The sequence below is a fragment of the Streptomyces sp. NPDC044921 genome, assembly GCF_056432865.1.
This window is the reverse complement of the sequence record NZ_JBWKIF010000004.1, coordinates 112,740-137,789: the sequence shown is the minus strand read 5'-3', so window position 1 is coordinate 137,789 and position 25,050 is coordinate 112,740. Positions and strand designations below refer to the sequence as shown.

Annotated in this window: 20 protein-coding genes; 7 read left to right on the top strand and 13 right to left on the bottom strand. The window is 71.8% G+C overall.

Annotated elements, in window-relative coordinates:
- Positions 1 to 155: 155 nt before the first annotated feature.
- The gene (locus AC07DA_RS07995) at positions 156 to 1,274 is read left to right on the top strand and encodes a glycerate kinase (RefSeq protein ID WP_479126100.1); all 1,119 of its coding nucleotides are present in this window, start codon (positions 156 to 158) and stop codon (positions 1,272 to 1,274) included.
- Between the two features lie 106 nt (positions 1,275 to 1,380).
- Here AC07DA_RS07995 and pssA read toward each other — a convergent pair whose 3' ends face one another.
- From pssA to AC07DA_RS07950, 9 genes are all read right to left on the bottom strand, one after another.
- On the bottom strand, positions 1,381 to 2,163 hold the full coding sequence (gene pssA / locus AC07DA_RS07990) for a CDP-diacylglycerol--serine O-phosphatidyltransferase (RefSeq protein WP_050810223.1): 783 nt from the start codon (positions 2,161 to 2,163) through the stop codon (positions 1,381 to 1,383).
- A gap of 58 nt (positions 2,164 to 2,221) precedes the next feature.
- Entirely contained in the window at positions 2,222 to 2,878 is a 657-nt protein-coding gene (locus AC07DA_RS07985) for a phosphatidylserine decarboxylase (RefSeq protein WP_114256304.1), read from the bottom strand.
- Positions 2,879 to 3,048: 170 nt separating this feature from the next.
- Positions 3,049 to 4,254, bottom strand: coding sequence for an acyl-CoA dehydrogenase family protein (locus AC07DA_RS07980; protein WP_094056016.1), 1,206 nt, complete (start codon positions 4,252 to 4,254; stop codon positions 3,049 to 3,051).
- A gap of 2 nt (positions 4,255 to 4,256) precedes the next feature.
- Complete coding sequence (locus AC07DA_RS07975; RefSeq protein WP_479125628.1) at positions 4,257 to 4,769, bottom strand: MaoC family dehydratase; 513 nt, start codon at positions 4,767 to 4,769, stop codon at positions 4,257 to 4,259.
- Positions 4,770 to 4,774: 5 nt separating this feature from the next.
- The gene (locus AC07DA_RS07970; RefSeq protein ID WP_479125627.1) at positions 4,775 to 5,749 is read right to left on the bottom strand and encodes an HpcH/HpaI aldolase/citrate lyase family protein; all 975 of its coding nucleotides are present in this window, start codon (positions 5,747 to 5,749) and stop codon (positions 4,775 to 4,777) included.
- A complete protein-coding gene (locus AC07DA_RS07965) occupies positions 5,746 to 7,794 on the bottom strand; it encodes a protein meaA (RefSeq protein WP_479125625.1) in 2,049 nt (682 codons plus the stop codon). Before AC07DA_RS07965 ends, AC07DA_RS07970 begins: the two co-directional genes overlap by 4 nt.
- Positions 7,795 to 7,812: 18 nt before the next feature.
- Complete coding sequence (gene ccrA, locus AC07DA_RS07960) at positions 7,813 to 9,150, bottom strand: crotonyl-CoA carboxylase/reductase (RefSeq protein WP_479126097.1); 1,338 nt, start codon at positions 9,148 to 9,150, stop codon at positions 7,813 to 7,815.
- Between the two features lie 396 nt (positions 9,151 to 9,546).
- Complete coding sequence (locus AC07DA_RS07955; RefSeq protein WP_479125623.1) at positions 9,547 to 10,350, bottom strand: TetR family transcriptional regulator; 804 nt, start codon at positions 10,348 to 10,350, stop codon at positions 9,547 to 9,549.
- A 136-nt stretch (positions 10,351 to 10,486) separates the two neighbouring features.
- Positions 10,487 to 12,292: a 3-hydroxyacyl-CoA dehydrogenase family protein gene (locus tag AC07DA_RS07950; protein WP_479125622.1), complete on the bottom strand. Its 1,806-nt coding sequence runs from the start codon at positions 12,290 to 12,292 to the stop codon at positions 10,487 to 10,489.
- Between the two features lie 431 nt (positions 12,293 to 12,723).
- Between AC07DA_RS07950 and AC07DA_RS07945 the strand changes: the two genes are divergently transcribed.
- Positions 12,724 to 13,299 (top strand): adenylosuccinate lyase, encoded by a 576-nt coding sequence (locus tag AC07DA_RS07945; protein ID WP_479125620.1) that lies wholly within the window; start codon positions 12,724 to 12,726, stop codon positions 13,297 to 13,299.
- A 118-nt stretch (positions 13,300 to 13,417) separates the two neighbouring features.
- Here the strand turns inward: AC07DA_RS07945 and AC07DA_RS07940 are convergent, their stop codons facing one another.
- The 4 genes from AC07DA_RS07940 to AC07DA_RS07925 all read right to left on the bottom strand — a co-directional run bounded on the left by AC07DA_RS07940 (position 13,418) and on the right by AC07DA_RS07925 (position 17,165).
- The gene (locus AC07DA_RS07940) at positions 13,418 to 13,939 is read right to left on the bottom strand and encodes an N-acetyltransferase family protein (RefSeq protein WP_479125619.1); all 522 of its coding nucleotides are present in this window, start codon (positions 13,937 to 13,939) and stop codon (positions 13,418 to 13,420) included.
- Positions 13,936 to 14,334: a RidA family protein gene (locus AC07DA_RS07935; protein ID WP_479125617.1), complete on the bottom strand. Its 399-nt coding sequence runs from the start codon at positions 14,332 to 14,334 to the stop codon at positions 13,936 to 13,938. The genes AC07DA_RS07940 and AC07DA_RS07935 overlap by 4 nt, the downstream gene beginning before the upstream one ends.
- Positions 14,335 to 14,394: 60 nt before the next feature.
- Complete coding sequence (locus AC07DA_RS07930) at positions 14,395 to 15,987, bottom strand: alpha/beta hydrolase (RefSeq protein ID WP_479125616.1); 1,593 nt, start codon at positions 15,985 to 15,987, stop codon at positions 14,395 to 14,397.
- Positions 15,988 to 16,124: 137 nt separating this feature from the next.
- Positions 16,125 to 17,165: an Rv2578c family radical SAM protein gene (locus AC07DA_RS07925; RefSeq protein WP_479125614.1), complete on the bottom strand. Its 1,041-nt coding sequence runs from the start codon at positions 17,163 to 17,165 to the stop codon at positions 16,125 to 16,127.
- Positions 17,166 to 17,336: 171 nt separating this feature from the next.
- On the opposite strand from AC07DA_RS07925, the gene AC07DA_RS07920 reads away from it, so the two are divergent.
- The 5 genes from AC07DA_RS07920 (at position 17,337) to AC07DA_RS07900 (ending at position 24,985) form a co-directional block, all read left to right on the top strand.
- Complete coding sequence (locus AC07DA_RS07920; RefSeq protein WP_344534742.1) at positions 17,337 to 17,780, top strand: SRPBCC family protein; 444 nt, start codon at positions 17,337 to 17,339, stop codon at positions 17,778 to 17,780.
- Positions 17,781 to 17,941: 161 nt separating this feature from the next.
- On the top strand, positions 17,942 to 20,332 hold the full coding sequence (locus tag AC07DA_RS07915; RefSeq protein WP_479125612.1) for an MFS transporter: 2,391 nt from the start codon (positions 17,942 to 17,944) through the stop codon (positions 20,330 to 20,332).
- A 143-nt stretch (positions 20,333 to 20,475) separates the two neighbouring features.
- Positions 20,476 to 22,920: an ATP-binding SpoIIE family protein phosphatase gene (locus AC07DA_RS07910; RefSeq protein WP_479125610.1), complete on the top strand. Its 2,445-nt coding sequence runs from the start codon at positions 20,476 to 20,478 to the stop codon at positions 22,918 to 22,920.
- A gap of 127 nt (positions 22,921 to 23,047) precedes the next feature.
- Positions 23,048 to 23,773, top strand: a complete 726-nt coding sequence (locus AC07DA_RS07905) for a class I SAM-dependent methyltransferase (protein WP_479125608.1) — start codon at positions 23,048 to 23,050, stop codon at positions 23,771 to 23,773.
- A gap of 114 nt (positions 23,774 to 23,887) precedes the next feature.
- Complete coding sequence (locus tag AC07DA_RS07900) at positions 23,888 to 24,985, top strand: SGNH/GDSL hydrolase family protein (protein WP_479125606.1); 1,098 nt, start codon at positions 23,888 to 23,890, stop codon at positions 24,983 to 24,985.
- Positions 24,986 to 25,050 lie beyond the last annotated feature (65 nt).

Sequence of the window (25,050 nt, the reverse complement as noted above, 5' to 3'; positions counted from 1 at the left end):
GCGTGGTCCGAGGGCTGGGCAGAGGCTGACGGCCGGGGTGTCCGCCGGTTAGGGTCGCAGCGGCGCGACTGGCCCTGACGTGCGTGAGGGCCCGGAGAGCAAGGGGAGTGCAAGTGGCGGACGCTGCAGTGGGCGGCAACCGAGGGACCCGGCGGGTGCTCGTCGCCGCGGACAAGTTCAAGGGATCCCTGACGGCCGTGGAGGTCGCCGAACGGGTGACGGCAGGGCTGCGCCGGGCCGTGCCGGGCCTTCAGGTCGAGGCGCTGCCCGTGGCCGACGGCGGCGACGGGACCGTGGCCGCGGCGGTCGCGGCCGGGTTCGAGCGCCGGGAGGTACGCGTCGCCGGTCCCCTCGGCGACGAGGTGACGGCGGCGTTCGCGCTGCGCGAGGGCACCGCGGTCGTGGAGATGGCCGAGGCCAGCGGACTGCAGCGGCTGCCGGCCGGGGTGTTCGCCCCGCTCACCGCGTCGACGTACGGCTCGGGCGAGCTGCTCGGGGCCGCCCTGGACGCGGGAGCCCGCACGATCGTCTTCGGGGTCGGCGGCAGCGCCACCACCGACGGCGGTGCCGGAATGCTGTCGGCGCTCGGCGCCCGCTTCCTGGACGCGGACGGAGAGCCGGTGCCCCCGGGCGGCGGCGGTCTGGCCGGACTGGCCTCGGCGGACCTGTCGGGTCTTGACCCGCGTCTCGCCGAGGTCGAACTGGTCCTCGCGAGCGACGTGGACAACCCGCTGACCGGCCCGAAGGGCGCGCCCGCGGTCTACGGGCCGCAGAAGGGCGCCTCACCCGGCGACGTCGAGGTGCTGGACGCGGCCCTCGCGCACTTCGCGAAGGTCCTGGAGGGCGCGGTCGGCCCCAGAGCCGCCGAGTACGCCGCCTCGCCGGGCGCGGGAGCCGCCGGCGGCATCGGCTACGGCGCGCTGCTGCTCGGCGCCCGGTTCCGCCCCGGCATCGAGGTCATGCTCGACGTGCTGGGCTTCGCCCCCGCGCTGGAGCGCGCCGACCTGGTGATCACGGGTGAGGGCTCGCTCGACGAGCAGACCCTGCACGGCAAGGCCCCGGCCGGCGTCGCCGCCGCGGCCCGGGCGGCGGGCAAGGACGTCGTGGCGGTCTGCGGCCGCCTGGCGCTGCCGCCGGAGGTCCTGGGCCGGTCCGGCTTCCGCCGCGCCTACCCGCTGACGGACGCCGAGCCGGACGTGGCGAAGTGCATCGCCCAGGCGGGCCCGATCCTGGAACGGGTCGCGGAACGCATCGGGCGGGACTTCCTGACCTGAGCCGGTGGGTCCGTGTGCCGCACCGGCCGCGAGCACGACGAAGGCCCCGGGCGTTCAGCCCGGGGCCTTCGTCGTCGTTCCGTCGGATCGGAAGCAGCTTCCGCCGTTACGGCAGCTGCGCCGCCCGTGCCTCCCGCCGGTTGTCACGGAAGTTGTTCACCCGCCGGGCCGTCGCGAACAGCGGGATCACCGCCCCCATGACCAGCTGCAGCGCGCACCCCGTCTGCAGCAGCAGCTGCCCGCTGGGCGCGTCGAACGCCCACGCCGCCAGCAGACCCATGCTCAGCACGATCCACGACAGCATCGCCACCGCGAGTCGTCCCCGGGGTTTGGGGTATTCCACACGGGACACCATCAACCACGCGGTCCCCAGGATCGCCAGCAGCGTCGCCACGAAGGGCAGCTCCAGCAGGACGATGGACACGACGGTCAGCGCGCCGAACGGCGACGGCATGCCCTGGAAGGTGCCGTCCTTCACCGTGACGCACGAGAACCGGGCGAGCCGCAGCACCACCGCCAGCAGCACCACGATCGCCCCGACCGCAGCCACCCGCTGGTGCGCGTCGTCCGCGACCATGCCGTACACGAGCACGAAGTACGCCGGTGCCAGGCCGAAGCTGATCAGGTCGGAGAGGTTGTCCAGCTCCGCGCCCATGGGGGAGGAGCGCAGCTTGCGCGCCACCAGCCCGTCGAAGAGGTCGAAGACCGCCGCGCAGAGCATCAGGATGACCGCCGTCGCCGCGCTGTGGCGGGCCATGCCGGTCTCCTGGCTGCCCGTGAGGTGCGGGATCAGGATGCCGGTGGTGGTGAAGTACACCGCCATGAAGCCGCACGTGGCGTTGCCCAGCGTCAGGGTGTCCGCTATCGACAGACGCAGAGAGAGGGGCATCTCCTCTTCTTCGTCGACGTCGTCGGCCTCCGGGACCCAGCCGGCCTTGGTGTCAGGATCAATCACGGTCAATGCGAGTCACCCCAGCCACGGTCTTCTGCCCCACCTCGACCGCGACCTCCACGCCCTCGGGCAGGTAGAGGTCGACCCGCGAGCCGAAGCGGATCAGGCCGATCCGCTCGCCCTGCTCGACCTTGGTGCCCTCGGGCACGTAGGGGACGATGCGGCGGGCGACCGCGCCGGCGATCTGGATCATCTCGATGTCGCCGAGCTCGGTGTCGAAGTGCCAGACGACGCGCTCGTTGTTCTCGCTCTCCTTGTTGAAGGCGGGAACGAAGCCACCGGGGATGTGCTCGACCGACGTCACGGTGCCGGCCAGCGGGGCGCGGTTCACGTGGACGTTGAGCGGGCTCATGAAGATCGCGACGCGGGTGCGGCCGTCCTTCCACGGCATGATGCTCTGCACCACACCGTCGGCGGGCGAGATGACCCGGCCCTGGGCGATCTCGCGCTCGGGGTCGCGGAAGAACCACAGCATTCCCGCCGCGAGCGCGGTGGCGGGAACGGCGACGGCCTTCGCGGCGCCGGAGCGGCGGGCGCGGGCCAGGCTGAGGGCTGCGGTGGCGACGGTCGGAAGGAGCCACGGCGATGCTCCGCGCGCGAGGCGTACGCCGGCCCGGCTGTCGCGAGGTGCAGAGGTTTGGCTGTGGGGCATGGATGACCTTCGTAGCGGATGATGCCGCACTCTGACGGGGGACGGCGGCTTTCCGGCGATCGTAGCGGCTCGGGGCCGTAACTGGGTAAGCCAGGCAGCCGAGTCGGCGGCCGAAGAGTGCTGACGGGGTGTGATCTTCTTCTCCAAGAAAACACCCCGTATCCGGACATTCAGCCCTGGAATCGATACTCCTCGAGCAGGCGCCTGCCGATGATCATTTTCTGGATCTCGGCGGTACCTTCACCGATCAGCAGCATCGGCGCCTCACGGTAGAGGCGTTCGATCTCGTACTCCTTGGAGAAGCCGTAGCCGCCGTGGATCCGGAAGGCGTCCTCCACGACCTCCTTGCAGTATTCGGAAGCGAGATACTTCGCCATACCGGCTTCAAGGTCGTTTCGTTCCCCGGAGTCCTTTTTGCGTGCTGCGTTCACCATCATCGCATGCGCGGCCTCGACCTTGGTAGCCATCTCGGCCAGCTTGAACTGGATCGCCTGGTGCTGGGCGATGGGCTTCCCGAACGTGTGACGCTGCTGGGCGTACTGGACGCCCAGTTCGAACGCACGCTGAGCGACGCCGCAGCCACGCGCCGCCACGTTCACGCGGCCGACTTCGACCCCGTCCATCATCTGGTAGAAACCACGGCCGGTGACCCCGCCGAGCACCCGATCCGCAGGAATCCGCAGGCCATCCATGATGAGTTCGGTGGTGTCGACCCCCTTGTACCCCATCTTGTCGATCTTGCCGGGGATGGTGAGGCCGGGCCGGACCTCGCCGAAGCCGGGCTCCTTCTCGACGAGGAAGGTGGTCATCGACTTGTGCGGCGCGGTGCCCTCGGGGTGACCTTCGTCACTTCGCACCAGAACGGCCACCAGAGAGGAGGTTCCGCCGTTCGTGAGCCACATCTTCTGGCCGTTGAGGACGTACTCGTCGCCGTCCTTGACCGCCTTCGACGTGATCGCCGACACGTCGGAGCCGAGCCCCGGCTCCGACATCGAGAACGCGCCCCGGATGTCACCGGCCGCCATCCTCGGCAGGAAGTGGTCCTTCTGCTCCTGCGTGCCGTGCTGCTTGAGCATGTACGCCACGATGAAGTGGGTGTTGATGATGCCGGACACCGACATCCAGCCGCGGGCGATCTCCTCCACGCAGAGGGCGTAGGTCAGGAGCGACTCGCCCAGACCGCCGTACTCCTCGGGGATCATCAGGCCGAACAGGCCCAACTCCTTCAGCCCGTCGACGATCGCCTGCGGGTACTCGTCGCGGTGCTCCAGCTCCGTGGCGACCGGAATGATCTCCTTGTCCACGAAGTCCCGGACGGTGGACAGGATCTCCTGCTGGACGTCCGTCAGACCGGCGGTCTGGGCGAGTCGCGCCATGACTACTTCTCCTGCTCTCGCAGCTCCGGGCGGCCGGGCTGCTCGCCGCCGCGCTCCTTGATGTAGGTCTCGGTCGGCACCATCACCTTGCGGCGGAACACGCAGACCAGCGTGCCGTCCTGCTTGTAGCCCTTGGTCTCGACGTAGACGATGCCGCGGTCGTCCTTGGACTTCGACGGCCACTTGTCGAGCACCGTCGTCTGCCCGTAGACCGTGTCGCCGTGGAAGGTCGGCGCCACGTGCTTGAGCGACTCGATCTCCAGGTTGGCGATGGCCTTGCCGGAGATGTCCGGCACGGACATGCCGAGCAGCAGGGAGTAGACGTAGTTGCCCACGACGACGTTCTTGCCGAAGTCGGTCGTCTTCTCCGCATAGTTGCTGTCCATGTGGAGCGGGTGGTGGTTCATGGTGAGGAGGCAGAACAGGTGGTCGTCGTACTCCGTGACCGTCTTGCCCGGCCAGTGCTTGTACGTCGCCCCGACCTCGAACTCCTCGTAGGTGCGCCCGAACTGCATCGCGCTCAGCCCTCCGGGATCTCGAACTTGCTGGTGCGCTTCATGCCGGCGGCGCGTCCCTTGCCCGCGATGACCAGGGCCATCTTCCGGCTGGCCTCGTCGATCATCTCGTCGCCGAGCATCGCCGAGCCCTTCTTGCCGCCCGCCTCGGACGTGTAGTACTCGTACGCGTCCAGGATCAGCTCGGCGTGGTCGTAGTCCTCCTGGGACGGCGAGAAGATCTCGTTGGACGCCTCGACCTGGCCCGGGTGCAGCACCCACTTGCCGTCGAAGCCGAGCGCGGCGGCGCGCTGCGCGACCTCGCGGTAGCCCTCGACGTTGCGGATCTGCAGGTAGGGGCCGTCGATCGCCTGGAGGTCGTTGGCGCGGGCCGCCATCAGGATCTTCATCAGGATGTAGTGGTAGGCGTCCGCCGGGTAGCCGGGCGGCTGCTCGCCCACGACCAGCGACTTCATGTTGATGGAGGCCATGAAGTCGGCCGGGCCGAAGATGATGGTCTCCACGCGCTGGGAGGCCTGAGCGATCTCGTTGACGTTGTTCAGGCCCTGGGCGTTCTCGATCTGCGCCTCGATGCCGATGCGGCCGACCTCGAAGCCCATCGTCTTCTCGATCTGCGTCAGCAGCAGGTCCAGGGCGACGATCTGCTGGGCGTCCTGGACCTTCGGGAGCATGATGCAGTCGAGGTTCTGCCCGGCGCCCTCGACGACCGTGACGACGTCGCGGTACGTCCACTCGGTCGTCCAGTCGTTGACCCGGACCACGCGCGTCTTGCCCGTCCAGTCGCCCTCGTTGAGGAACTTGACGATGGTGTGCCGCGCCTCGGGCTTGGCCAGCGGGGCGCAGGCGTCCTCCAGGTCGAGGAAGACCTGGTCGGCGGGGAGGCCCTGGGCCTTCTCCAGGAAGCGCGGGTTCGAGCCCGGTACCGCCAGGCAGGAACGCCGGGGGCGAAGGCGGTTGACCTGCGGAGCAGGGCTGGTCATGCGGGGACCTCCAGGGGGTCGAGCTGGTTCGCTTTCCGGATCTCGTCGACGATGCGGCCGATGATTCCGGTGATGTCGAAGTCCTTCGGGGTGAAGACCGCGGCCACTCCGGCTGCCCTGAGCTGCTCGGCATCACCGTTCGGGATGATGCCACCGGCGATCACCGGTATATCTGTGGCACCGGCCACACGGAGCCGTTCGAGGACGTCCGGCACCAGCTGGGCGTGCGATCCGGAGAGGATGGACAGGCCGACCGCGTGCACGTCCTCGGCGAGGGCCGCGTCCACGATCTGCTCCGGCGTCAGCCGGATGCCCTGGTAGACCACCTCGAAGCCGGCGTCACGGGCGCGCACCGCGATCTGCTCGGCGCCGTTGGAGTGCCCGTCCAGGCCCGGCTTGCCGACCAGGAAGCGCAGCTTGCCCACGCCCAGGTCCTTGGCCGTCAGTTCCACCTTGCGGCGCACCAGGGCCAGCGTGCTGCCCTCCTCGGCGGGCACGGCCACCGGCGCCGAGGACACGCCCGTGGGGGCCCGGAACTCGCCGAACACCTCGCGCAGCGCCCCGGCCCACTCGCCGGTCGTCGCGCCGGCGCGGGCGCACTCCAGGGTGGCCTCCATGAGGTTCTCGGTGCCCCTCGCGGCCTCCTTCAGCCGCTCCAGGGCCTTGCAGGGCCGCGGGTGGTTGAAGGGCGGCTGGTAGCGGCTGTCGCGCCACTGCTGGAGCGCCTCGATGACCCGGGCCTCGACCGCCGGGTCCACCGTCTGGATCGCGGTGTCCAGGTCGGCGGTGAGCGGGTTGGGCTCGGTGCCCTCGAAGATGTTGACGCCGACGATCTTCTCCTGGCCGGACTCGATCCGGCCCCGGCGCTCGGCGTGCGAGGCGACCAGCTGCGACTTGAGGTAGCCGGACTCGACGGCCGCCATCGCGCCGCCCATCTCCTCGATGCGCCCCATCTCGGCGAGCGCCGCCTCGACCAGGCCCTCGACCTTTCCCTCGATGACCTTCGAGCCCTCGAAGATGTCGTCGTACTCCAGCAGGTCGCTCTCGTAGGCCAGCACCTGCTGGATGCGCAGCGACCACTGCTGGTCCCAGGGGCGGGGCAGGCCCAGGGCCTCGTTCCAGGCGGGCAGCTGCACGGCACGCGCGCGTGCGTCCTTGGAGAGGGTCACGGCCAGCATCTCCAGCACGATCCGCTGGACGTTGTTCTCCGGCTGCGCCTCGGTCAGACCCAGGGAGTTGACCTGGACGCCGTAGCGGAAGCGGCGGTGCTTGGGGTTCTCGATGCCGTACCGCTCGCGCGTGACCTTGTCCCAGATGCGGCCGAAGGCGCGCATCTTGCACATCTCCTCGATGAAGCGGACGCCCGCGTTCACGAAGAACGAGATGCGGCCGACGACATCGCCCATGCGCTCCTGCGGCACCTGGCCGGAGTCGCGCACGGCGTCCAGGACGGCGATGGCGGTGGACATCGCGTACGCGATCTCCTGGACCGGCGTGGCGCCCGCCTCCTGCAGGTGGTAGCTGCAGATGTTGATGGGGTTCCACTTCGGCATGTGGGAGACCGTGTACGCGATCATGTCCGTCGTCAGGCGGAGGGAGGGCCCCGGCGGGAAGACGTGCGTGCCGCGGGACAGGTACTCCTTGACGATGTCGTTCTGGGTCGTGCCCTGGAGCTTGGTGATGTCGGCACCCTGCTCCTCGGCGACGACCTGGTAGAGCGCCAGCAGCCACATGGCCGTGGCGTTGATGGTCATCGAGGTGTTCATCTGCTCCAGGGGGATGTCCTGGAACAGCCGGCGCATGTCACCGACGTGCGCGATCGGCACGCCGACCCGGCCCACCTCGCCGCGGGCGAGGACGTGGTCGGAGTCGTAGCCGGTCTGCGTGGGCAGGTCGAACGCCACCGACAGACCCGTCTGGCCCTTGGCGAGGTTGCGCCGGTACAGCTCGTTGGACGCCTCGGCCGTGGAGTGGCCGGCGTACGTGCGCATGAGCCACGGCCGGTCCTTCTCCCGCCTGCCTTCGGCTGGCTGACGCTCAGTCATCTATGGCCTCCGCTGCCTTCAGACGTTCCGGAAGCGGTTGATGGCGTCGATGTGCCGGGCGCGCTTGTCCTGGTCGCGCACGCCCAGGCCCTCCTCGGGGGCCATGCACAGCACGCCGACCTTGCCCTGGTGCAGGTTGCGGTGCACGTCGTAGGCCGCCTGGCCGGTGTCCTCCAGGGAGTACACCTTCGACAGGGTCGGGTGGATCTTGCCCTTCGCGATGAGCCGGTTGGCCTCCCAGGCCTCGCGGTAGTTGGCGAAGTGCGAGCCGATGATCCGCTTGAGGGACATCCACAGGTAGCGGTTGTCGTACTCGTGCATGTAGCCCGAGGTGGAGGCGCAGGTGGTGATGGTGCCGCCCTTGCGGGTGACGAAGACGGACGCGCCGAAGGTCTCGCGGCCGGGGTGCTCGAAGACGATGTCGATGTCCTCGCCGCCGGTGAGCTCGCGGATGCGCTTGCCGAAGCGCTTCCACTCCTTGGGGTCCTGGGTGTTCTCGTCCTTCCAGAACCTGTAGCCCTCGGCGTTGCGGTCGATGATCGCCTCGGCGCCCATGGACCGGCAGATCTCCGCCTTCTGCGGCGAGGAGACGACACAGACCGGGTTGGCGCCGCCGGCCAGCGCGAACTGCGTGGCGTAGCTGCCCAGTCCGCCGCTCGCGCCCCAGATGAGCACGTTGTCGCCCTGCTTCATGCCGGCGCCGTTGCGGGAGACCAGCTGCCGGTAGGCGGTGGAGTTGACCAGGCCGGGGGCGGCGGCCTCCTCCCAGCTGAGGTGGTCGGGCTTGGGCATCAGCTGGTTGGACTTCACCAGCGCGATCTCGGCGAGGCCGCCGAAGTTGGTCTCGAAGCCCCAGATGCGCTGCTCGGGGTCGAGCATCGTGTCGTTGTGGCCGTCCGAGGACTCCAGCTCGACCGACAGGCAGTGCGCGACGACCTCGTCACCGGGCCGCCAGGCGTTGACGCCCGGGCCGGTGCGCAGCACGACGCCCGCGAGGTCGGAGCCGATGATGTGGTACGGCAGGTCGTGGCGCTTGGCCAGCTCGCTGGTGCGGCCGTAGCGCTCCAGGAAGCCGAACGTCGACAGCGGCTCGAAGATCGAGGTCCACACCGAGTTGTAGTTGACCGAGGAGGCCATGACGGCCACCAGGGCCTCGCCCGGGCCGAGCTCGGGCAGCGGCACCTCGTCCAGGTGGATCGACTTGCGGGGGTCCTTGTCGCGCGTGGCGAGCCCGGCGAACATCTCCGTCTCGTCCTTGTGCACGGTGATCGCGCGGTACGACTCGGGGAGCGGGAGGGCGGCGAAGTCCTCCGACGTGGAGTCGGGCGACTGGATCGCGGCCAGGATGTCCTTCACGGTCACGGTGTTGCCTCCGGCGGTGAGCGCCCTGAGGGAGGGGCGCCGATGGGTACGTCGGTGCTGCTGAGGGTCGAGGGTGTGCCGTCGGTTCGGCGGTGGTGCTGTTCGGCAGCGCTGGTGGCGCGGGAGGTGCCTGTGACGCAGGCGTCCGGGGCGGACGGGCGCGGAGCCCGTTGGGACGTCGCCCGGACCCCCTCAACGTATGACACCGCGTGTCACCCCGCAAGGCACTGAGTGCCAGAACTTGCTCTCAGATGAAATCTTTGCGTAACAGATGAGCGATGATCGATCGAACGGGCTCGCCGAGGCCCTGCAAAACGGCTCCTGACATGCCAAAACGGCCACCCCGTGGGGTGGCCGTCATCACAGCGGCGGCAGCGCGGAGGGCGCCGCTCAGCGCTCCTTGAGCGCCTGCTCGATCGTGCGCATGACCTCGTCGAGGGGGGCGTCGGTGCGGGCGACCGTGACCAGCACCTCGCCCTGAGCCGAGGCCGCGGCCGGCTGCGGCTCCGCCGAACGCCCGGCGCCGATCCCGGTGCCGAACGTCCTGCGCACGATCGCGAAGGCGTGGTCGAGCTGCGCCTCCACGTCACCCTGCCCGCCGGCCCGCAGCCAGCGCCGCAGGACGTGGTTGTGGGCGGTGACGACCGCGGACGCGGCGACCTCCGCCAGCAGCGGGTCGTCGTTGGCGTCGTCGGCGTGCGCGCGCTCGTCGAAGTGGCCGAGGAGGTAGCGGGTGAACAGGCGCTCGTAGCGGGCCACCGACGCGATCTCCGCCTCGCGCAGGGTGGGCACCTCGCGCGTCAGCTTGTAGCGGGCGACCGAGATCTCCGGCCGCGCCGCGTACATCCGCATGACCTCCTTGATGCCGCGGCACACCGTGTCGAGCGGATGCTCGTGCGCCGGCGCCGCGTTGAGCACCGCCTCGGCGCGGATCAGGGTGTCGTCGTGGTCGGGGAAGATCGCCTCTTCCTTGGAGCGGAAGTGGCGGAAGAAGGTGCGGCGGGCGACCCCGGCCTGGGCCGCGATCTCGTCGACGGTGGTCGCCTCGTACCCCTTGGTCGCGAACAGCTCCATCGCGGCGGCCGCCAGTTCCCGGCGCATCTTGAGCCGCTGGGCGGCGGCACGGGAGCCTGCGGCACTTTCCGGCGCGTCGGCCGTAGCGGGTGTACGTGAGGACTTGGCGGGCTGGGACATGCCCTGAACGTACTGCATGTGCGCAGCTCGGTGCGCATGAGCCGGTTCCCCGCCCCGGCCGGAGGGGGGCGGGAACCGGTCCGGGCCGAGCAGGCCGCCCCACTCGGAGCCGGACCGGAACCAGTCGCCGGGACGCTCAGCGCTTGGCATATTCGCGGAAGCCACGGCCGGTCTTGCGGCCGAGGCAGCCCGCGGCCACCAGATGCTCCAGCAGCGGCGCCGGGGCGAGGCCCGGGTCGCGGAACTCGCGGTGCAGGACCTTCTCGATGGCGAGCGAGACGTCGAGCCCGACGACGTCCAGCAGCTCGAACGGGCCCATCGGGTAGCCGCCGCCCAGCTTCATCGCCGCGTCGATGTCGTCGAGCGAGGCGTAGTGCTCCTGGACCATCTTGACCGCGTTGTTGAGGTACGGGAACAGCAGCGCGTTCACGATGAACCCGGCCCGGTCCCCGCAGTCCACCGCGTGCTTGCGGATCCGCCCGCACACCTCGCGGACCGTGGCGTGGACGTCGTCGGCGGTCAGCACCGTGCGGACGACCTCGACCAGCTTCATGGCCGGCGCCGGGTTGAAGAAGTGCATGCCGATCACGTCCTGCGGGCGCGCGGTGGCCCGGGCGCAGGCGACGACCGGCAGGGACGAGGTGGTGGTGGCCAGGACCGCGCCCGGCTTGCAGACCTTGTCCAGCGCGGCGAACAGCTGCCGCTTGACGTCCAGGTCCTCGGCGACCGCCTCGACGGCCAGGTCGACGTCGGCGAAGTCCTCGTACCTGCCCGTGGCCGTGATGCGGTCCAGGGTCTCGGCGGCCGCCTCCGCGGTCATCCGGCCCTTGTCGACCGAGCGGGCCAGGGACTTGCCGATCCGGGCCTTGGCGGTCCGCGCCTTCTCCTCGCTGCGGGCGGCCAGCACGACCCCGTAGCCGGCCTTGGCGAAGACCTCGGCGATCCCGGAGGCCATGGTGCCGGAGCCGGCGACGCCGACCGAGCGGACCGGACGTCCGGCGACCAGGTCACCGCCCTCCGGCGGGGTCAGCGCGTCCGGCACGACCGTGGCGCTGCCCGGCGCCTCGTAGGTGTAGAAGCCGCGCCCGGCCTTCCGGCCCGTCAGGCCCGCCTCGCTGAGCTGCTTGAGGATCGGCGCGGGGGCGTGCAGCCGGTCGTGCGACGCGGTGTACATCGCCTCCAGGACCGTGCGGGCCGTGTCGACGCCGATCAGGTCGAGCAGCGCCAGCGGCCCCATGGGCAGCCCGCAGCCGAGCCGCATCGCGGCGTCGATGTCCTCGCGGGAGGCGTACTTCGCCTCGTACATCGCGGCGGCCTGGTTGAGGTAGCCGAACAGCAGGCCGTCGGCGACGAAACCGGGCCGGTCGCCGACCGCGACGGGCTCCTTGCCCAGGTCGAGGGCGAGGTTCGTGACGGCCGTGACGGCGGCGGGGGCGGTCAGCACCGAGGAGACGACCTCGACCAGGCGCATCGCCGGGGCCGGGTTGAAGAAGTGCAGGCCCAGCACCCGCTCGGGACGTGCCGAGTCGGCGGCAAGCCGCGTCACGGACAGGGCGTTGGTGCCGGTGGCCAGGATGGTTTCGGGACGCACGATCCCGTCGAGCTCCCGGAAGATCTGCTGCTTGACCTCGTACGACTCCGGCGCGACCTCGATGACCAGGTCGGCGTCGGCCGCGGCCCGCAGGTCGGCGGAGGTGCGGACGCGGGCGAGGATCGAGGCGCGGTCCTGCTCGGTCAGCCGCCCACGCTCGACGCCGCGGGCCGTGGAGGCCTCCAGGGCGGCGACGCACTTCGCGGCCTGGGCCTCGCTGATGTCGATGCCGACGACCTCGCGGCCGGCCTTGGCGAGGACCTCGGCGATGCCGGTGCCCATCGTGCCGAGGCCGACGACGGCGACGGTCCGCAGCGGGGACAGGGACGGGTCGGAAAGGGGAGTGGCCATCGCGGGACTCCAGGATGAGGGTGACGACGGGGAACGCCGCCCGGGTGCGCCGGGGACGGCCCGGCGAGGGCCGGGGTCCCGGGCGCACACCGGGTGCGTGAGAAGTGCGGGTGTGGACCGGGCTGCTTCGCGCACACGCCCGGTGCCGTCCGTCGCGGGCGTGCACACGCCCGGGATCGACGGCCGTTCCGACCGGCCCTGTCCCGGGGCCGAGCCGTACTGCGGTACCAGAAGGCACCGAACCGACTTCCCCCACTGCCCCAAGGCCGTGGGAGGAACACCCATCGCGGTGGCCGCGTCACCAGACCGCCGCGAGGAAGGCGAGTGGGTAACTCGCTCGTCTGAGCTTAACTGGCGGGTAACGAGCGCGCCAGTCCCCGTCTTTGTGATGTACGTCCCGAGCGGCGGGCCGGGGTCCTAACCTCGGTGTCATGGACGAAGAGTTGCGATCACTCACGGAGCGCTTACGGCGGGAGTCGGGGGCGTCGCCCGCCTTCGAGCGGCTCGTGGCGACCAACGACCTCGACGCCCTGGCGGGGGTGCTGACCGAGCCCGGACAGCCGCTGTGGGCCCGGGAGCTGGCCGCGTTCCGGCTCGGTCTCGCCGGGGACCGGCGGGCCTTCGAGTCCCTGGTGCTGCTGCTCAACCACCGTGATCCGCCACGCTGCGCCTCCGCCGCGTACGCCCTCGCCCGCCTCGGCGACCCGCGCACCGCCCGCGCCGCCGCCGCCCTCGCCACCAACGAGCTGCGCGTCGCCTACGCCCTGCACCCGGTCCGCCTCCTGGTCGAGCTGCGCGCCCCGGAGGCCGTACCCGCGCTGATCACCACGCTGCAGCGCCGGCTGCGCCCGCACGATCCCTACCGCCGCGTGGCCCTCGCCTGCGTGGACGGTCTGGGCACGCTGGGGGACGGCCGGGCCAGACCCGTCCTGAACGAGGCCCTGGCGCACCCGGCCCTGGCGGAGGCGGCGGTACGGGCCCTGGGGCGGATCCCGAAACAGAGGTGAGTCACAGCGCCGCGCCTTCAGGGCGCCTCGGCAGAGTCAGCTCGCAGCGGCCTGCCGTGGGGCGCCCCGGCAGCGGTGGGTCGCAGCGCCCCCTGCGCCGCACCTCGGCGCAGGCGGGTCACAGCGGCCTGCCGTACCGGACCTCCGGCACCGCGACGCCCTCCACCTCGAAGGGCTCCTCCGCGCCGTCCGGCCGGAAACCGGCCCGTTCGTAGAAGCGGCGGGCGCGGGCGTTGTCCTTGAGCACCCACAGCAGGAGACGGCCGTGGCCCGCGGCGGCGCAGCGCGTGAGCGACTCCGCGAGCAGGGCCTGCCCCGCCCCCCGGCCGAGATGCTCCGGGTGGACGTAGATGGCGTACAACTCGGCTTCACCGGTGAGGATTTCGCCCTCCCGGTACGGCCCGTGGCAGGCCCAGCCGACGATCTCGCCGCCCGCGTCCTCGGCGACCAGGTTCACCACCCCGCCGTCGGCCTGGCCGAGATACGCGCGGCGCCGCTCGGCGTCCTCCACGACGCTGAGCCCGTCGAGGTACGACTGCGGCACCATGCCGCGGTACGCCTGCTGCCAGCCGCGGACGCGGATCTCCGCGACGCGGTCGCAGTCGGCGGGACTCATCTCCCGTACCCGCACGCCCGTCATGCGGGCACCACGGCGAACGCCTCGATCTCCAGCAGGCAGTCGGGACGGACCAGCCCGGCGACCCGCACCGCCGACGCGGCCGGCAGCCGGTCGTCGGGTATGTACGCCGCCCGGGCGGCGCGGATCGCGGGCATGTGGGCCATGTCCGTGACGAAGTAGGTGAGCTTGACGACGTCGTCGAAGGCCGCCCCGGCGGCGGCTAGGCAGCGCCGCAGGTTCTCGAAGACCTGGCGGGCCTGGGCCGCCGGGTCGCCCGCGCCGACCGGCCGCCCCTCCTCGTCGAGCGGGAGCTGACCGGCGATCGCCACGAAACGGCCCGTGCCCATGACCACATGGCTGTACTGCGCCGCGGGCGCCACCCCGGCGGGAGCGGGAATCCTCGTCAGATCGTTCACCGGTCCATGATGGATCACCGGTCCGGCGACGCCCGCACCGGCCGGCGGGCCGTCAACGGCCTAGCCGCGGAAGCCGAGCAGACCGTGCAGCGTCGAGCCCCTCGAGGCGGCCGACCCCGTCTTCTTCGACGCCCCCTCGGCCGCCGCCGGCTGCGGATCCGGCAGCGCCTCGCACACCGCGTCCGCGGTGCCGTACCCGCGCGGCACGGTGCCGTCGGCCAGGTACGCCGCCAGGTGCTCGTCCAGACAGGCGTTCCCGCTCAGGGTGATGCCGTGGTTGCCGCCGCCCTCCTCCACGACCAGACTGCTGCGGGCCAGCAGCCGGTGGGCGGTGACGGCGCCCTCGTACGGGGTGGCCGCGTCGCCGGTGGCCTGGAACAGCAGCACCGGTGGCAGCTTGCCGTTGGCGACGTTCACCGGAGGCAGTGAGTCCGTGGGCCAGAAGGCGCAGGGCGCGTTGTACCAGGCGTTGTTCCAGGCCATGAACGGGGCCTTCTCGTACACCGCCCAGTTGTCCTCGCGCCACCGCCGCCAGTCGCGCGGCCAGTCGGCGTCCCGGCACTGCACGGAGGTGTAGACGCTGTAACTGTTGTCGTCGGAGGCGTCGACCGCGCCGAGGTCCTGGTACGCCTCGACCAGCGGCCCGGGGTCCTTGTCGTTGACGTAGGCCGCGAAGGCCTCGGCGAGAGCCGGCCAGTAGCCGTTGTAGTAGCCGCCCGGGACGAAGGTGTCCTCCAGTTCCGAGGCGCCCACCGTGCCGCCCGCCGGCTTCTTCGCCAGGGCGGAGCGCATCGCGTACCACCGGGCCTCGATCTTCTCCGGGTCGGTGCCCAGCTCGTACGTCGCGTCGTGCCGGGCGACCCAGGCCAGGAAGGCGCGGTGGCGGTCGTTGAAGGCCAGGTCCTGGTTCAGGTTGGCCTCGTACCAGACGCCGGTCGGGTCGACCACCGAGTCCAGGACCAGCCGCCGGACCCGCTCCGGGAAGAACTTGGCGTAGACCGCGCCGAGGTAGGTGCCGTACGAGTAGCCGAAGTAGCTGAGCTTCCCGGCGCCCAGGGCCCGCCGGATGGCGTCCATGTCGCGCACGGCGCTGGGGGTGTCGATGTACGGCAGGAGGTCCCCGTACTTCCGGCCGCAGGCGGCGGCGAAGGCCCGGGCGCGGTCGAGGTTGGCCTTCTCGACCGAGGGCGAGGTGGGCAGGGAGTCCGGGCGGACCGGGCCGGAGTGGCCCGGCCGGCAGTCCAGCGCCGGCTTGCTCGCTCCCACGCCGCGCGGGTCGAAGCCGATGACGTCGTACTGGGCCGCGACCTCCTTCGGCAGCGCGGAGGCGACGAACCCGGCGAGCGTGCGGCCGCTGCCGCCGGGACCGCCCGGGTTGACCAGGAGCGGGCCCTGGTAGGTCCTGGCGGTGTGCGGGACGCGCGACAGGGCGAGGGTGAGCTGCCGCCCCTGCGGCCTGCGGTGGTCCAGCGGCACCTTCAGGGACGCGCACTGCAGCGTCGGGTACTTCTCGGTGGCGCACTTCTTCCAGGTGAGTTTCGTGGTGTGCGCCCGGTTCGCGGTGCCCGGTGCGCTCGCCTCGGCGGGAACGGCCGTGAAGGTCCCGGCCAGGACGACGGCGGCGCCGCACAGCGCGGCTGCGCGTTTTCTCATGGAGTCCTCCCAGGACGGCGGGATCGAGGCCCGCGAGGGTCGCCGTCCTCGCCGCATCGTCCCGGAAAGCGGTCCTGGAAGAACTCATTCCGTCACACTCATGACCCAATTGGATCTTCGGATGCGCTCGTATGCTCCTAAAGAAGCGAAAGTTGGGTGGGGCCGGACACGGGGGGTTCCTCCGCCGGCTCGGGAGGCCGGATCCGGCGCGGCGTCTCCGCGCGCGTGGGCCCGATGCCGTACTCCTCGGCCAGTTCGTGCACCTGACGGGTGATCCGGCGCTGGTACCACTTGGGCGCGTAGGAGCCCTCCGCGTACAGCCGCTCGTAGCGCGGCACCAGGTGCGGGTGGTGCCGCCCCAGCCAGGTCATGAACCACTCGCGGGCGCCGGGCCGCAGATGCAGCACCAGCGGGGTGACGGAGGTGGCGCCGGAGGCGGCTATCGCCCGCACGGTGTGCCGCAGTTGCTCGGGCCGGTCGCTCAGGAACGGGATGACCGGCGCCATCAGCACCCCGCAGCCGATGCCGTGCTCGCCGAAGGTGCGCACCACCTCCAGGCGCCGCTCCGGCGCGGGCGTGCCCGGCTCGACGGTGCGCCACAGCTCCTGGTCGGTGAAGCCGACCGAGACGGAGACGCCGACGTCGGTCACCTGCGCCGCCTGCCGGATCAGGTCCAGGTCGCGCAGGATCAGCGTGCCCTTGGTCAGGATGGAGAAGGGGTTCGCGTGGTCGCGCAGGGCCGCGATGATGCCCGGCATCAGCCGGTAGCGGCCCTCGGCGCGCTGGTAGCAGTCGACGTTCGTGCCCATGGCGATGTGCTCGCCCCGCCAGCGGGGTGAGGCGAGCTGCCGGCGCAGCAGCTCCGGCGCGTTGATCTTGACGACGATCTGGCTGTCGAAGCCGAGGCCCGTGTCGAGGTCGAGGTAGCTGTGCGTCTTGCGGGCGAAGCAGTACACGCACGCGTGCGAGCAGCCCCGGTAGGGGTTCACCGTCCACTGGAACGACATCCGGGAGACCGCCGGCACCCGGTTGATGATCGACCGGGCCCGGATCTCGTGGAAGGTGATCCCGCGGAACTCCGGCGTGTCGAAGGTACGGGTCGTCACCGCGTCCGCGCCGAACAGCGCGGCGTCGGCCCGGCTGTGTTCGGAGTCCACTGTGAGGTTCTCCCAGCGCATGGCGCCTCCTCGGTAGCACTGACCACAGAATAGAACACATGTTCCCTTGATCGTGCGAGGGTGTTTTCCGAACGTGTTCGACCAGCTGGGGACACCCCGATTTGGGGGGCCGGGCGGCGGGGTGGTTGGCTTTGCCCCGACCCCCGAGCAACCAGGTCCTGGAGGTAAGCGATGGCGCAGGTCGAGGCCACTACGGAGCGGATCGTCGCGGCGGACGCGGAGACGGTGTTCGACGCCCTCGCCGACTACAGCGGCACACGCGCGCGGCTGATGCCCGAGCAGTTCAGCGAGTACGAGGTCCGCGAGGGCGGCGACGGCGAGGGCACCCTCGTCCACTGGAAGCTCCAGGCCACCAGCAAGCGGGTGCGCGACTGCCTGCTGGAGGTCACCGAGCCCACCGACGGGGAACTGGTGGAGAAGGACCGCAACTCCTCCATGGTCACCACCTGGCGCGTCACCCCGGCCGGCGAGGGCAAGTCCCGGGTCGTCGTCACCACCACCTGGACCGGCGCCGGCGGCATCGGCGGCTTCTTCGAGAAGACCTTCGCGCCCAAGGGCCTCGGCCGCATCTATGACGCCCTGCTCGCCAGGCTCGCCGCCGAGGTCGAGAAGTAACCCCTGCGGGCTCAAGCCCCAAGTGGGCGGCGGGTGTTGAGCCCCTCACCGGTTCGGGTGATCTCCGTACCGCTCGGCTCTGTGCCGTAACTCGTCGCGCTTGCTCATAGTTGTCGCTTTTACGCGGGAATGGTGCAGCAGCGCGACGAGGGGAGCGGTGAGTGGGCGGGATCACTCTGGCGCAGGACGAACCGGCGGTGGCACCTCCCGACACCCCCGCCCCACCTCCGACTCCGGCCGCCGGACTGAGCCCCCGGCGGGTGCGGTTGGTCTTCATCGCGCTCATGCCGGCCCTGCTCCTGGCGGCCCTGGAGCAGATGATCGTCGCCACGGCCCTGCCGAAGATCGTCGGCGAACTGCACGGCCTGGACCGGATGTCCTGGGCGATCACCGCCTACCTGCTCACCGCCACGGTCGGCCTGCCGATCTACGGCAAGCTCGGCGACCTGCTCGGCCGCAAGGGCGTGTTCCAGTTCGCCATCGTCGTCTTCGTCGCCGGCTCCGCGCTCGCCGGCCGGGCGCAGACCATGGACCAGCTGATCGCCTTCCGCGCGCTCCAGGGCGTCGGCGCGGGCGGCCTCATGATCGGCGTCCAGGCGATCATCGCCGACATCGTGCCGCCCCGGCAGCGCGGCCGCTACCTGGGGCTGATCGGCGCCGCCTTCGGTCTCGCCTCGGTGGCCGGGCCGCTGCTCGGCGGCTACTTCACGGACCACCTCAGCTGGCGCTGGTGCTTCTACGTCAACGTGCCCTTCGGCCTGCTCACGCTCGTCGTCGTCGCCGTCGCGCTGAAGCTGCCCAAACCGGCCGTGAGGGCCCGGCTGGACCTCCTCGGCGCGCTGCTGCTCACCGCCGCCTCCACCTGCCTGGTCCTGCTGACCAGCTGGGGCGGTACCGAGCACGCCTGGGACTCGCGCGTGATCCTCGGCCTCGGGGCCGGAGCCGCGGCGTCCACCGTCCTCTTCCTCGTCGCCGAGCACTTCGCCGCCGAACCCCTCATCCCGCTGCGGCTGTTCCGGGACTCCGTCTTCAACGTCACCGGCCTGATCGGCCTGGTGGTCGGGGCCGGGCTGTTCGGCGCCGCCAGCTACCTGCCGACGTACCTGCAGATGGTCGACGGGGCCTCGGCCACCGAGTCGGGCCTGCTGATGCTCCCGATGATGGGCGGCATCGTCGGCGCCTCGATCATCGCCGGGCAGCTCATCAGCCACACCGGCCGCTACAAGGCCTATCCCCTCCTCGGCGGCGCCCTGTCCGTGGCCGGCATGTGGCTGCTGTCCCGTCTGGAGGTGGGCACACCCCGGCTGCACTACAGCATCTGGATGGCCGTCCTCGGCGCCGGCATCGGCATGGTGATGCCGGTGCTGATCCTGGCCGTGCAGAACTCGGTGCGCCCCGCCGACCTCGGCACCGCCACCAGCGCCAACAACTACTTCCGGCAGATCGGCGGCAGCGTCGGGGCCGCCGTCTTCGGCACCCTCTTGGCCGACCGGCTCACCGACGCCCTGGCCGACCGCCTTCCCGCGCGGGCGGGCGGCGCCCTGCCCGACCCCGAGTCCCTCACCCCGCAGCTCGTGCACAGCCTGCCCCCGGCCCTGCGCGACGGCTACATCCGGGCGTACGCCGACGCCATGCCGCGGATCTTCCTCTACCTGGTGCCGGTGCTGGTCCTCGGACTGCTCGCCGCCCTCTTCCTCAAGGAGAAACCCCTGGTGTCCCACAACGCCTCCGTCACCGACCCGGACACGGCGCCGGGGAGGGCCCCGATCCCGCCGGCGCGCGGCGCCCACACCGCCGGAGTGCCCGTCTGCGGCTCGGTGCAGCACCACGACGGAACCGTCGTGCCCCGCGCGGCCCTCACGCTCATCGACGTCACCGGACAGCAGACCGGGCGCGGCGCGAGCGGCGAGGACGGCCGCTACGCGCTCGCCACACCGGGCCCCGGCTCGTACGTGCTGATCGCCGCGGCCGGCGGCCACCAGCCGCAGGCGGTCTCCGTGACCGTCGGCGAACGCCCCGTCGAGCTCGACATCGTCCTCGGCGGCGCCGGCAACCTCGTCGGCAGCGTCGTCACCGCCGACGGCACCCCCGTCCGGGACGCCACCGTCACGCTCACCAACGTGCACGGTGAGGTCGTGGCCACCACCCGCAGCGGCCGCGAGGGCGGCTACGTCATCACCGAGCTGGTCGCCGGCGAGTACACCCTCGCCGCCAGCGCCCCCGCCTTCCGCCCGGCCGCGCTCCCCGTCACCGTCCAGGCCGCCCGCGAGACCCGCCGGGACATCGAGCTGGCCGGCGGCGCCGTGCTGCGCGGCACCGTCCGGGCCGGGGGCGGCCGGCCCGTGGAGGACGCCCGCGTGACCCTGCTCGACGTGGCAGGCAACGTCGTCGACACCCTCACCACCGGCCCCGACGGCACGTTCCGCTTCGTCGACCTGTCCTCCGGCGAGTACACCGTCATCGCCGCCGGTTACCCACCCGTCGCGACCGTCCTCCAAGTGGCCGGGGGCGGACGGACCGAGCGGGATCTGCAGCTGGGGCACGAGCACTGAATCCGACGGCGCGCGGGGTCGTACGCCGGTGCGCACCCCGCGCGAGCAATTCCCCCATTGCCTCACATCGCGCGGGGCGGTCGCCGTACGGTGGTGACGCTGGCACAGATGTTGCGGATCCGTGGGGAGAGAGGGCCTGGGCCATGGACCGTGGCACCGAGAGGGACACGCCTCCCCGCCCGGAAGCAGGGCAGGGCGCGCCGGGGGAGCCCGCCGAGCCCGGACGCGTCCCCCTGGCGGTGGTCGTCGTCGACCGGGAAGGCCTCGTGTCGCACTGGAGCCGGGGCGCACGCCGCCTGTTCGGCGTCCCCAAGGAAGAGGCCATCGGCCGTACGGCCCTCGACCTGCTGCCCGTCTCCGGCGCCCTGGCCGGGGAGCGGGAGGCGCCTCCGTACGCCGACGACGGTCTCGGCCCCGGCCTCGAGTCCTCCCTGGACGGCGGGTTGTCCTACCCCGCGGCGGGCCGCGCCCGCCTCGCCGCGCCCGGCCGGGAGCGGGCCGACGTCCTGTGGTGGGCCTACCCGCTGGTCGGCCCCGGACCCGAGCGGCTGCTCGTGCTCGCCGCCGACGCCGACGCGGACGGACTGCGCCCCGGCGACGGGACCTTCGAGCGGATCGCACCCGGTTTCGCGCTGCACACCGACTTCCCCGGCGCCGAGGACCTCGCCCGCCGGCTGCCCGAGATCCTGCCCAGCATGAGCGTCGGCGAGAGCGCGCGCATCGTCGGTCAGATCCTCGAACTCGGCTACCCCGTCCTGGAGTTCAGCAAGAACGACCGGGTGCCCGTCACCCCCGACTGGGGCGTGGCCCGGCGCGCCGGGCGCAGGGCGCGCCGCGAGCGGGCCGCCCGGGCCCGGGCCGCCGGCGAGCCCGTGCCGGAGGAACTGCGCGACGAGGGCGAGGACCTGGAGTACGCCGCCGTCCGCGAACGCCTGGAGTTCCTCAACGAGGTCAGCGGCCGCATCGGCACCTCCCTCGACCTGTCCCGCACGATCGTCGAGGTCAGCAGGGCCGTCGTGCCGCGCTTCACGGACGTCGCCGGCACCTATCTGCGCGAACAGGTCGTCGCGGGCGAGGGGTTCCCCGACGGCGTGCCCGACACGACGACCCTGTGGCACCGGGTCGCCGTCGAGCACACCGACGAACCCGGCCGCTGGGACGACGTCGTGCCGGTCGGCGAGGCCATGCCGTTCCCCGCGCACACGCCGTTCTTCCAGTGCATGACCAGCGGCGAGCCCGTGCTGGTGCCGCGCATCAGCGAGGAGATGGGCCACGCCATCGCCGCGCAGTTCGAAAAGCGCGACATCCGGCCGCTCATCACGGGCCGCTCGATGCTGGTGGTGCCGCTGAAGGCACGCAACGTCGTCCTCGGGTTCATGATCCTGCTGCGCCACCCCGAGCGGCCCGTCTTCAACGACATGGACCGGGTCACCGGCGCCGAACTCGCCGCCCGGGCGGGCCTGGTGCTGGACAACGCGCGCATGTACACCTTCCAGGAGAACGTCGCCGAGACGCTCCAGGACAGCATGCTGCCGCACATCCCGCCCCGCATGGCGGGCTGCGACATCGCCACCCGCTACCTGCCGGGCACCCTGCTCGGACGGGTCGGCGGCGACTGGTTCGACGCGGTGAAACTGCACGGCGGGCGCACGGCGTTCGTCGTCGGGGACGTCATGGGCCACGGCCTGAACTCGGCCGCCATGATGGGCCAGCTGCGCACGGCCGTGCAGACGATGGCGGGACTGGACCTGCCGCCCGCCCAGCTGCTGCGCAACCTCGACGACCTCGCCCAGCGCCTCGGCGACACCTACCTCGCCACCTGCCTCTACGCCGTCTACGATCCCATCGCCAGCGAGCTCCACCTCGCCAACGCCGGGCACATCCCGCCCGTCCTGGTCCGCGCCGGGGACGGCCGCAGCGAACTGCTCGACCTGCCCACGGGGGCGCCCATCGGCGTCGGCGGCGTGCCCTTCGAGGCGGTCCGGGTGCGCGTCGAGCCCGGCGACCGGCTGGTGATGTGCACCGACGGACTGGTCGAGGTGCGCGGCGAGGACATCGGCGTGGGCCTGGCGACCCTGTGCGAGTCCGCCGCCCATCCGGCCGCCTCCATGGACGACGCCTGCGACACGATCATCCGCTCCCTCAACACGCGCGGCGGCCGCAAGGACGACGTGGCCCTGCTGATGGCCCGCCTCAACGGCATCGCACCGGACGACGTGGCCGAATGGCACCTGGCCCTGGACCCGGCCGAGGCCGGCCGCGCCCGCGCGGTGGTCCGCGAGCACCTGCACGGCTGGGGGCTGGCCAAGCTGGCCGCGCCCGCCGAACTGCTGGTCAGCGAACTCGTCACCAACGCCGTGCGGCACTCCCACGCCCGCCCGGTCGTCCTGCGCCTGGTGCGCGGTGACACCCTGCTGTGCGAGGTGGACGACGACGACCACGAGTTGCCGACGCTGCTGAGCGCGCGCCCCCTGGACGACCGGGGACGCGGACTCAGGGTCGTCAGCACGCTGGCCCGGGAGTGGGGGACCAGCCGCACCGGCACGGGCAAGACGGTCTGGTTCGAACTGACCCTGCCGCGCCGCTGAACTCCCTTGTGCCGAACGCGAGGTGAAGGAACGCGCCGCCGTCTTGTGGCCGTGGCCCGGGCGCGATACACCGGACGAGCCCCGTCGCTGCCGCGGGCGGGATCGGTTCGCACCCCGGGGAGTGGGCATGAGCGTGACGAGTCGGTACCGGGAGTCCTGGGAGGGGTTCTGGCGTGAGGCGTCCGACGCGCCGGGGGCGGTGCTGTGGGACGCGGAACCGGCCCTGACCGCCGGCCCGCACCTGGCCCTGTTCGAACCGCATCTGGCCGATCCCGCGCTGCCGCTGGTGGATCTCGGCTGCGGCAACGGCACACAGACCCGGTACCTCGCCGGCCGCTTCCCGCGGGTCGTGGGGGCCGACCTGTCCGCCGCGGCCCTGGAGCACGCCCGCCGGGCCGACCCGGCGGGGCAGGCGACGTACCGGCAGCTCGACGCGGCCGAGAAGGGTGAGGTGCAGGCCCTGCACGCGGAACTCGGCGACACCAACGTCTACGTGCGGGGCGTCCTGCACCAGTGCGAGCCGGACGACCGCCAGGCGCTCGCCGACGGCATCGCCACGCTGGTCGGCGACCGCGGCCGGGCCTTCCTCGTGGAACTCTCCGACGCGGCCAAGGCGGTGCTCAGGGGCCTGGCGAGCGGTCCGGACGGCCCGCCGCCCAAGCTGGCGCCGGTCTTCCGGCACGGCATCGCGCCCGGTGAGGTCGCCGACGAGGCCGTGCCCGCGTATCTGCGCTCGGCGGGGCTCACCGTCCTCGCGAGCGGCGCACTGCCCCTGACCACCACGGAGTACCGCGCCGACGGCACGCGCATCGAGCTGCCGTCCCAGTGGCTGGTGGCGGGGCGCACCGGCTGAGAGCGGCCGACCGGACCCTCGGACGCGCACCCTGGCGACCTCGCATTTTGTCGGTGTACCGTCACTGCGCGTGGTCCGTGCGCCCCACCCCCGTCCCCGCCCCGGAGGTCAGCCATGTCGTCGCCCTGGTTACGGACGCTGCTCGCCTCGGCGGTGTCGACGGTGCTGCTGGGCACCTCCACCGCCGTCACCGCCGCCGCGCCGGACGGACCGGGCGTGTCGGCGCGCGTGCACACCGCCGGGCGGGTGCAGGACTCCGGAGACGTGCTCCGCTACAGCTGGCCCGGCGTGTACTTCGAAGGCCGGTTCCGCGGCACCGGGGTGGGTGTCGTGCTCGACGACCCGGCCGCCGACTACGACGTCCAGGTCGACGGAGAGACCGTCGCCACGCTCGTCACGCCGGGCCGCACCACGCACTGGGTCAGGGGCCTGCGCGACGGCGCGCACACCGTCCGGCTCGTCAAGCGGAACGACACGCCCTGGAGCACCAGTTCCTTCGGCGGCTTCGTCGCCGCGCCGGGCGGCGCCGTCCTGGCCCGGCCCGCCGCCCGCGCCCGCCAGATCGAGTTCGTCGGCGACTCCCTCACGGCCGGTTACGGCAACCTCTCCGCCTCCCGGGACTGCACCGGCGAGCAGGTCAGCCGCACCACCAACGCCGACGTCGGCTACGGCGCCCTGACCGCCCGGAGACTGCGCGCCGACTACCAGCTCAACGCCTATTCGGGCCTGGGCATGGTGCGCAACTACAACGGCGGGTCCCCCGAGGTGACCTACCGCAGCTTCTACGACCGCGCGCTGCTGAACGTGCCCGGCGACGTCTGGCACAACCCGGGCACCTGGCGCCCCGGCCTCGTCGTCGTCCACCTCGGCACCAACGACTTCTCGACCCCCGTCAACCCGGGCGAGCCCTGGACGGACGACACCCTGGCCGCCGCGTACCGCGGCGCCTACGCCGGTTTCCTGGAGAAACTGCGCGCCCGCTACGGCCCCGGCACCACCCTCCTGGCCGTCGGCGCCGGGCCGTTCACCGGGCATGTCGAGCAGGTCGTCAGGGAGCGCACCGCCGCCGGCGACCGACGGGTCCGCTTCTGGCGGCTGGACGACACGGGGCTGGACCTGGCGGGCTGTCACTGGCACTACTCGGTCCGCGACCACCGCCTGCTCGCGGACCGGCTGGCCTCCTTCCTCGCCGACCTGCCGATCCGCTGGTGACCACGTCGTAGCCCGTCGCGTCCGCAGCGCGTAACGTGACGAAGCATGAAGATCTCCACCCTGGA

Excerpts from the sequence above, each read along its gene's own strand:
- pssA (WP_050810223.1), bottom strand. The coding sequence starts at position 2,163 with ATGCCCCTCTCTCTGCGTCTGTCGATAGCGGACACCCTGACGCTGGGC.
- AC07DA_RS07985 (WP_114256304.1), bottom strand. The coding sequence starts at position 2,878 with ATGCCCCACAGCCAAACCTCTGCACCTCGCGACAGCCGGGCCGGCGTA.
- AC07DA_RS07980 (WP_094056016.1), bottom strand. The coding sequence starts at position 4,254 with ATGGCGCGACTCGCCCAGACCGCCGGTCTGACGGACGTCCAGCAGGAG.
- AC07DA_RS07975 (WP_479125628.1), bottom strand. The coding sequence starts at position 4,769 with ATGCAGTTCGGGCGCACCTACGAGGAGTTCGAGGTCGGGGCGACGTAC.
- AC07DA_RS07970 (WP_479125627.1), bottom strand. The coding sequence starts at position 5,749 with ATGACCAGCCCTGCTCCGCAGGTCAACCGCCTTCGCCCCCGGCGTTCC.
- AC07DA_RS07965 (WP_479125625.1), bottom strand. The coding sequence starts at position 7,794 with ATGACTGAGCGTCAGCCAGCCGAAGGCAGGCGGGAGAAGGACCGGCCG.
- AC07DA_RS07955 (WP_479125623.1), bottom strand. The coding sequence starts at position 10,350 with ATGTCCCAGCCCGCCAAGTCCTCACGTACACCCGCTACGGCCGACGCG.
- AC07DA_RS07950 (WP_479125622.1), bottom strand. The coding sequence starts at position 12,292 with ATGGCCACTCCCCTTTCCGACCCGTCCCTGTCCCCGCTGCGGACCGTC.
- AC07DA_RS07945 (WP_479125620.1), top strand. The coding sequence starts at position 12,724 with ATGGACGAAGAGTTGCGATCACTCACGGAGCGCTTACGGCGGGAGTCG.
- AC07DA_RS07940 (WP_479125619.1), bottom strand. The coding sequence starts at position 13,939 with ATGACGGGCGTGCGGGTACGGGAGATGAGTCCCGCCGACTGCGACCGC.
- AC07DA_RS07930 (WP_479125616.1), bottom strand. The coding sequence starts at position 15,987 with ATGAGAAAACGCGCAGCCGCGCTGTGCGGCGCCGCCGTCGTCCTGGCC.
- AC07DA_RS07925 (WP_479125614.1), bottom strand. The coding sequence starts at position 17,165 with ATGCGCTGGGAGAACCTCACAGTGGACTCCGAACACAGCCGGGCCGAC.
- AC07DA_RS07920 (WP_344534742.1), top strand. The coding sequence starts at position 17,337 with ATGGCGCAGGTCGAGGCCACTACGGAGCGGATCGTCGCGGCGGACGCG.
- AC07DA_RS07910 (WP_479125610.1), top strand. The coding sequence starts at position 20,476 with ATGGACCGTGGCACCGAGAGGGACACGCCTCCCCGCCCGGAAGCAGGG.
- AC07DA_RS07905 (WP_479125608.1), top strand. The coding sequence starts at position 23,048 with ATGAGCGTGACGAGTCGGTACCGGGAGTCCTGGGAGGGGTTCTGGCGT.
- AC07DA_RS07900 (WP_479125606.1), top strand. The coding sequence starts at position 23,888 with ATGTCGTCGCCCTGGTTACGGACGCTGCTCGCCTCGGCGGTGTCGACG.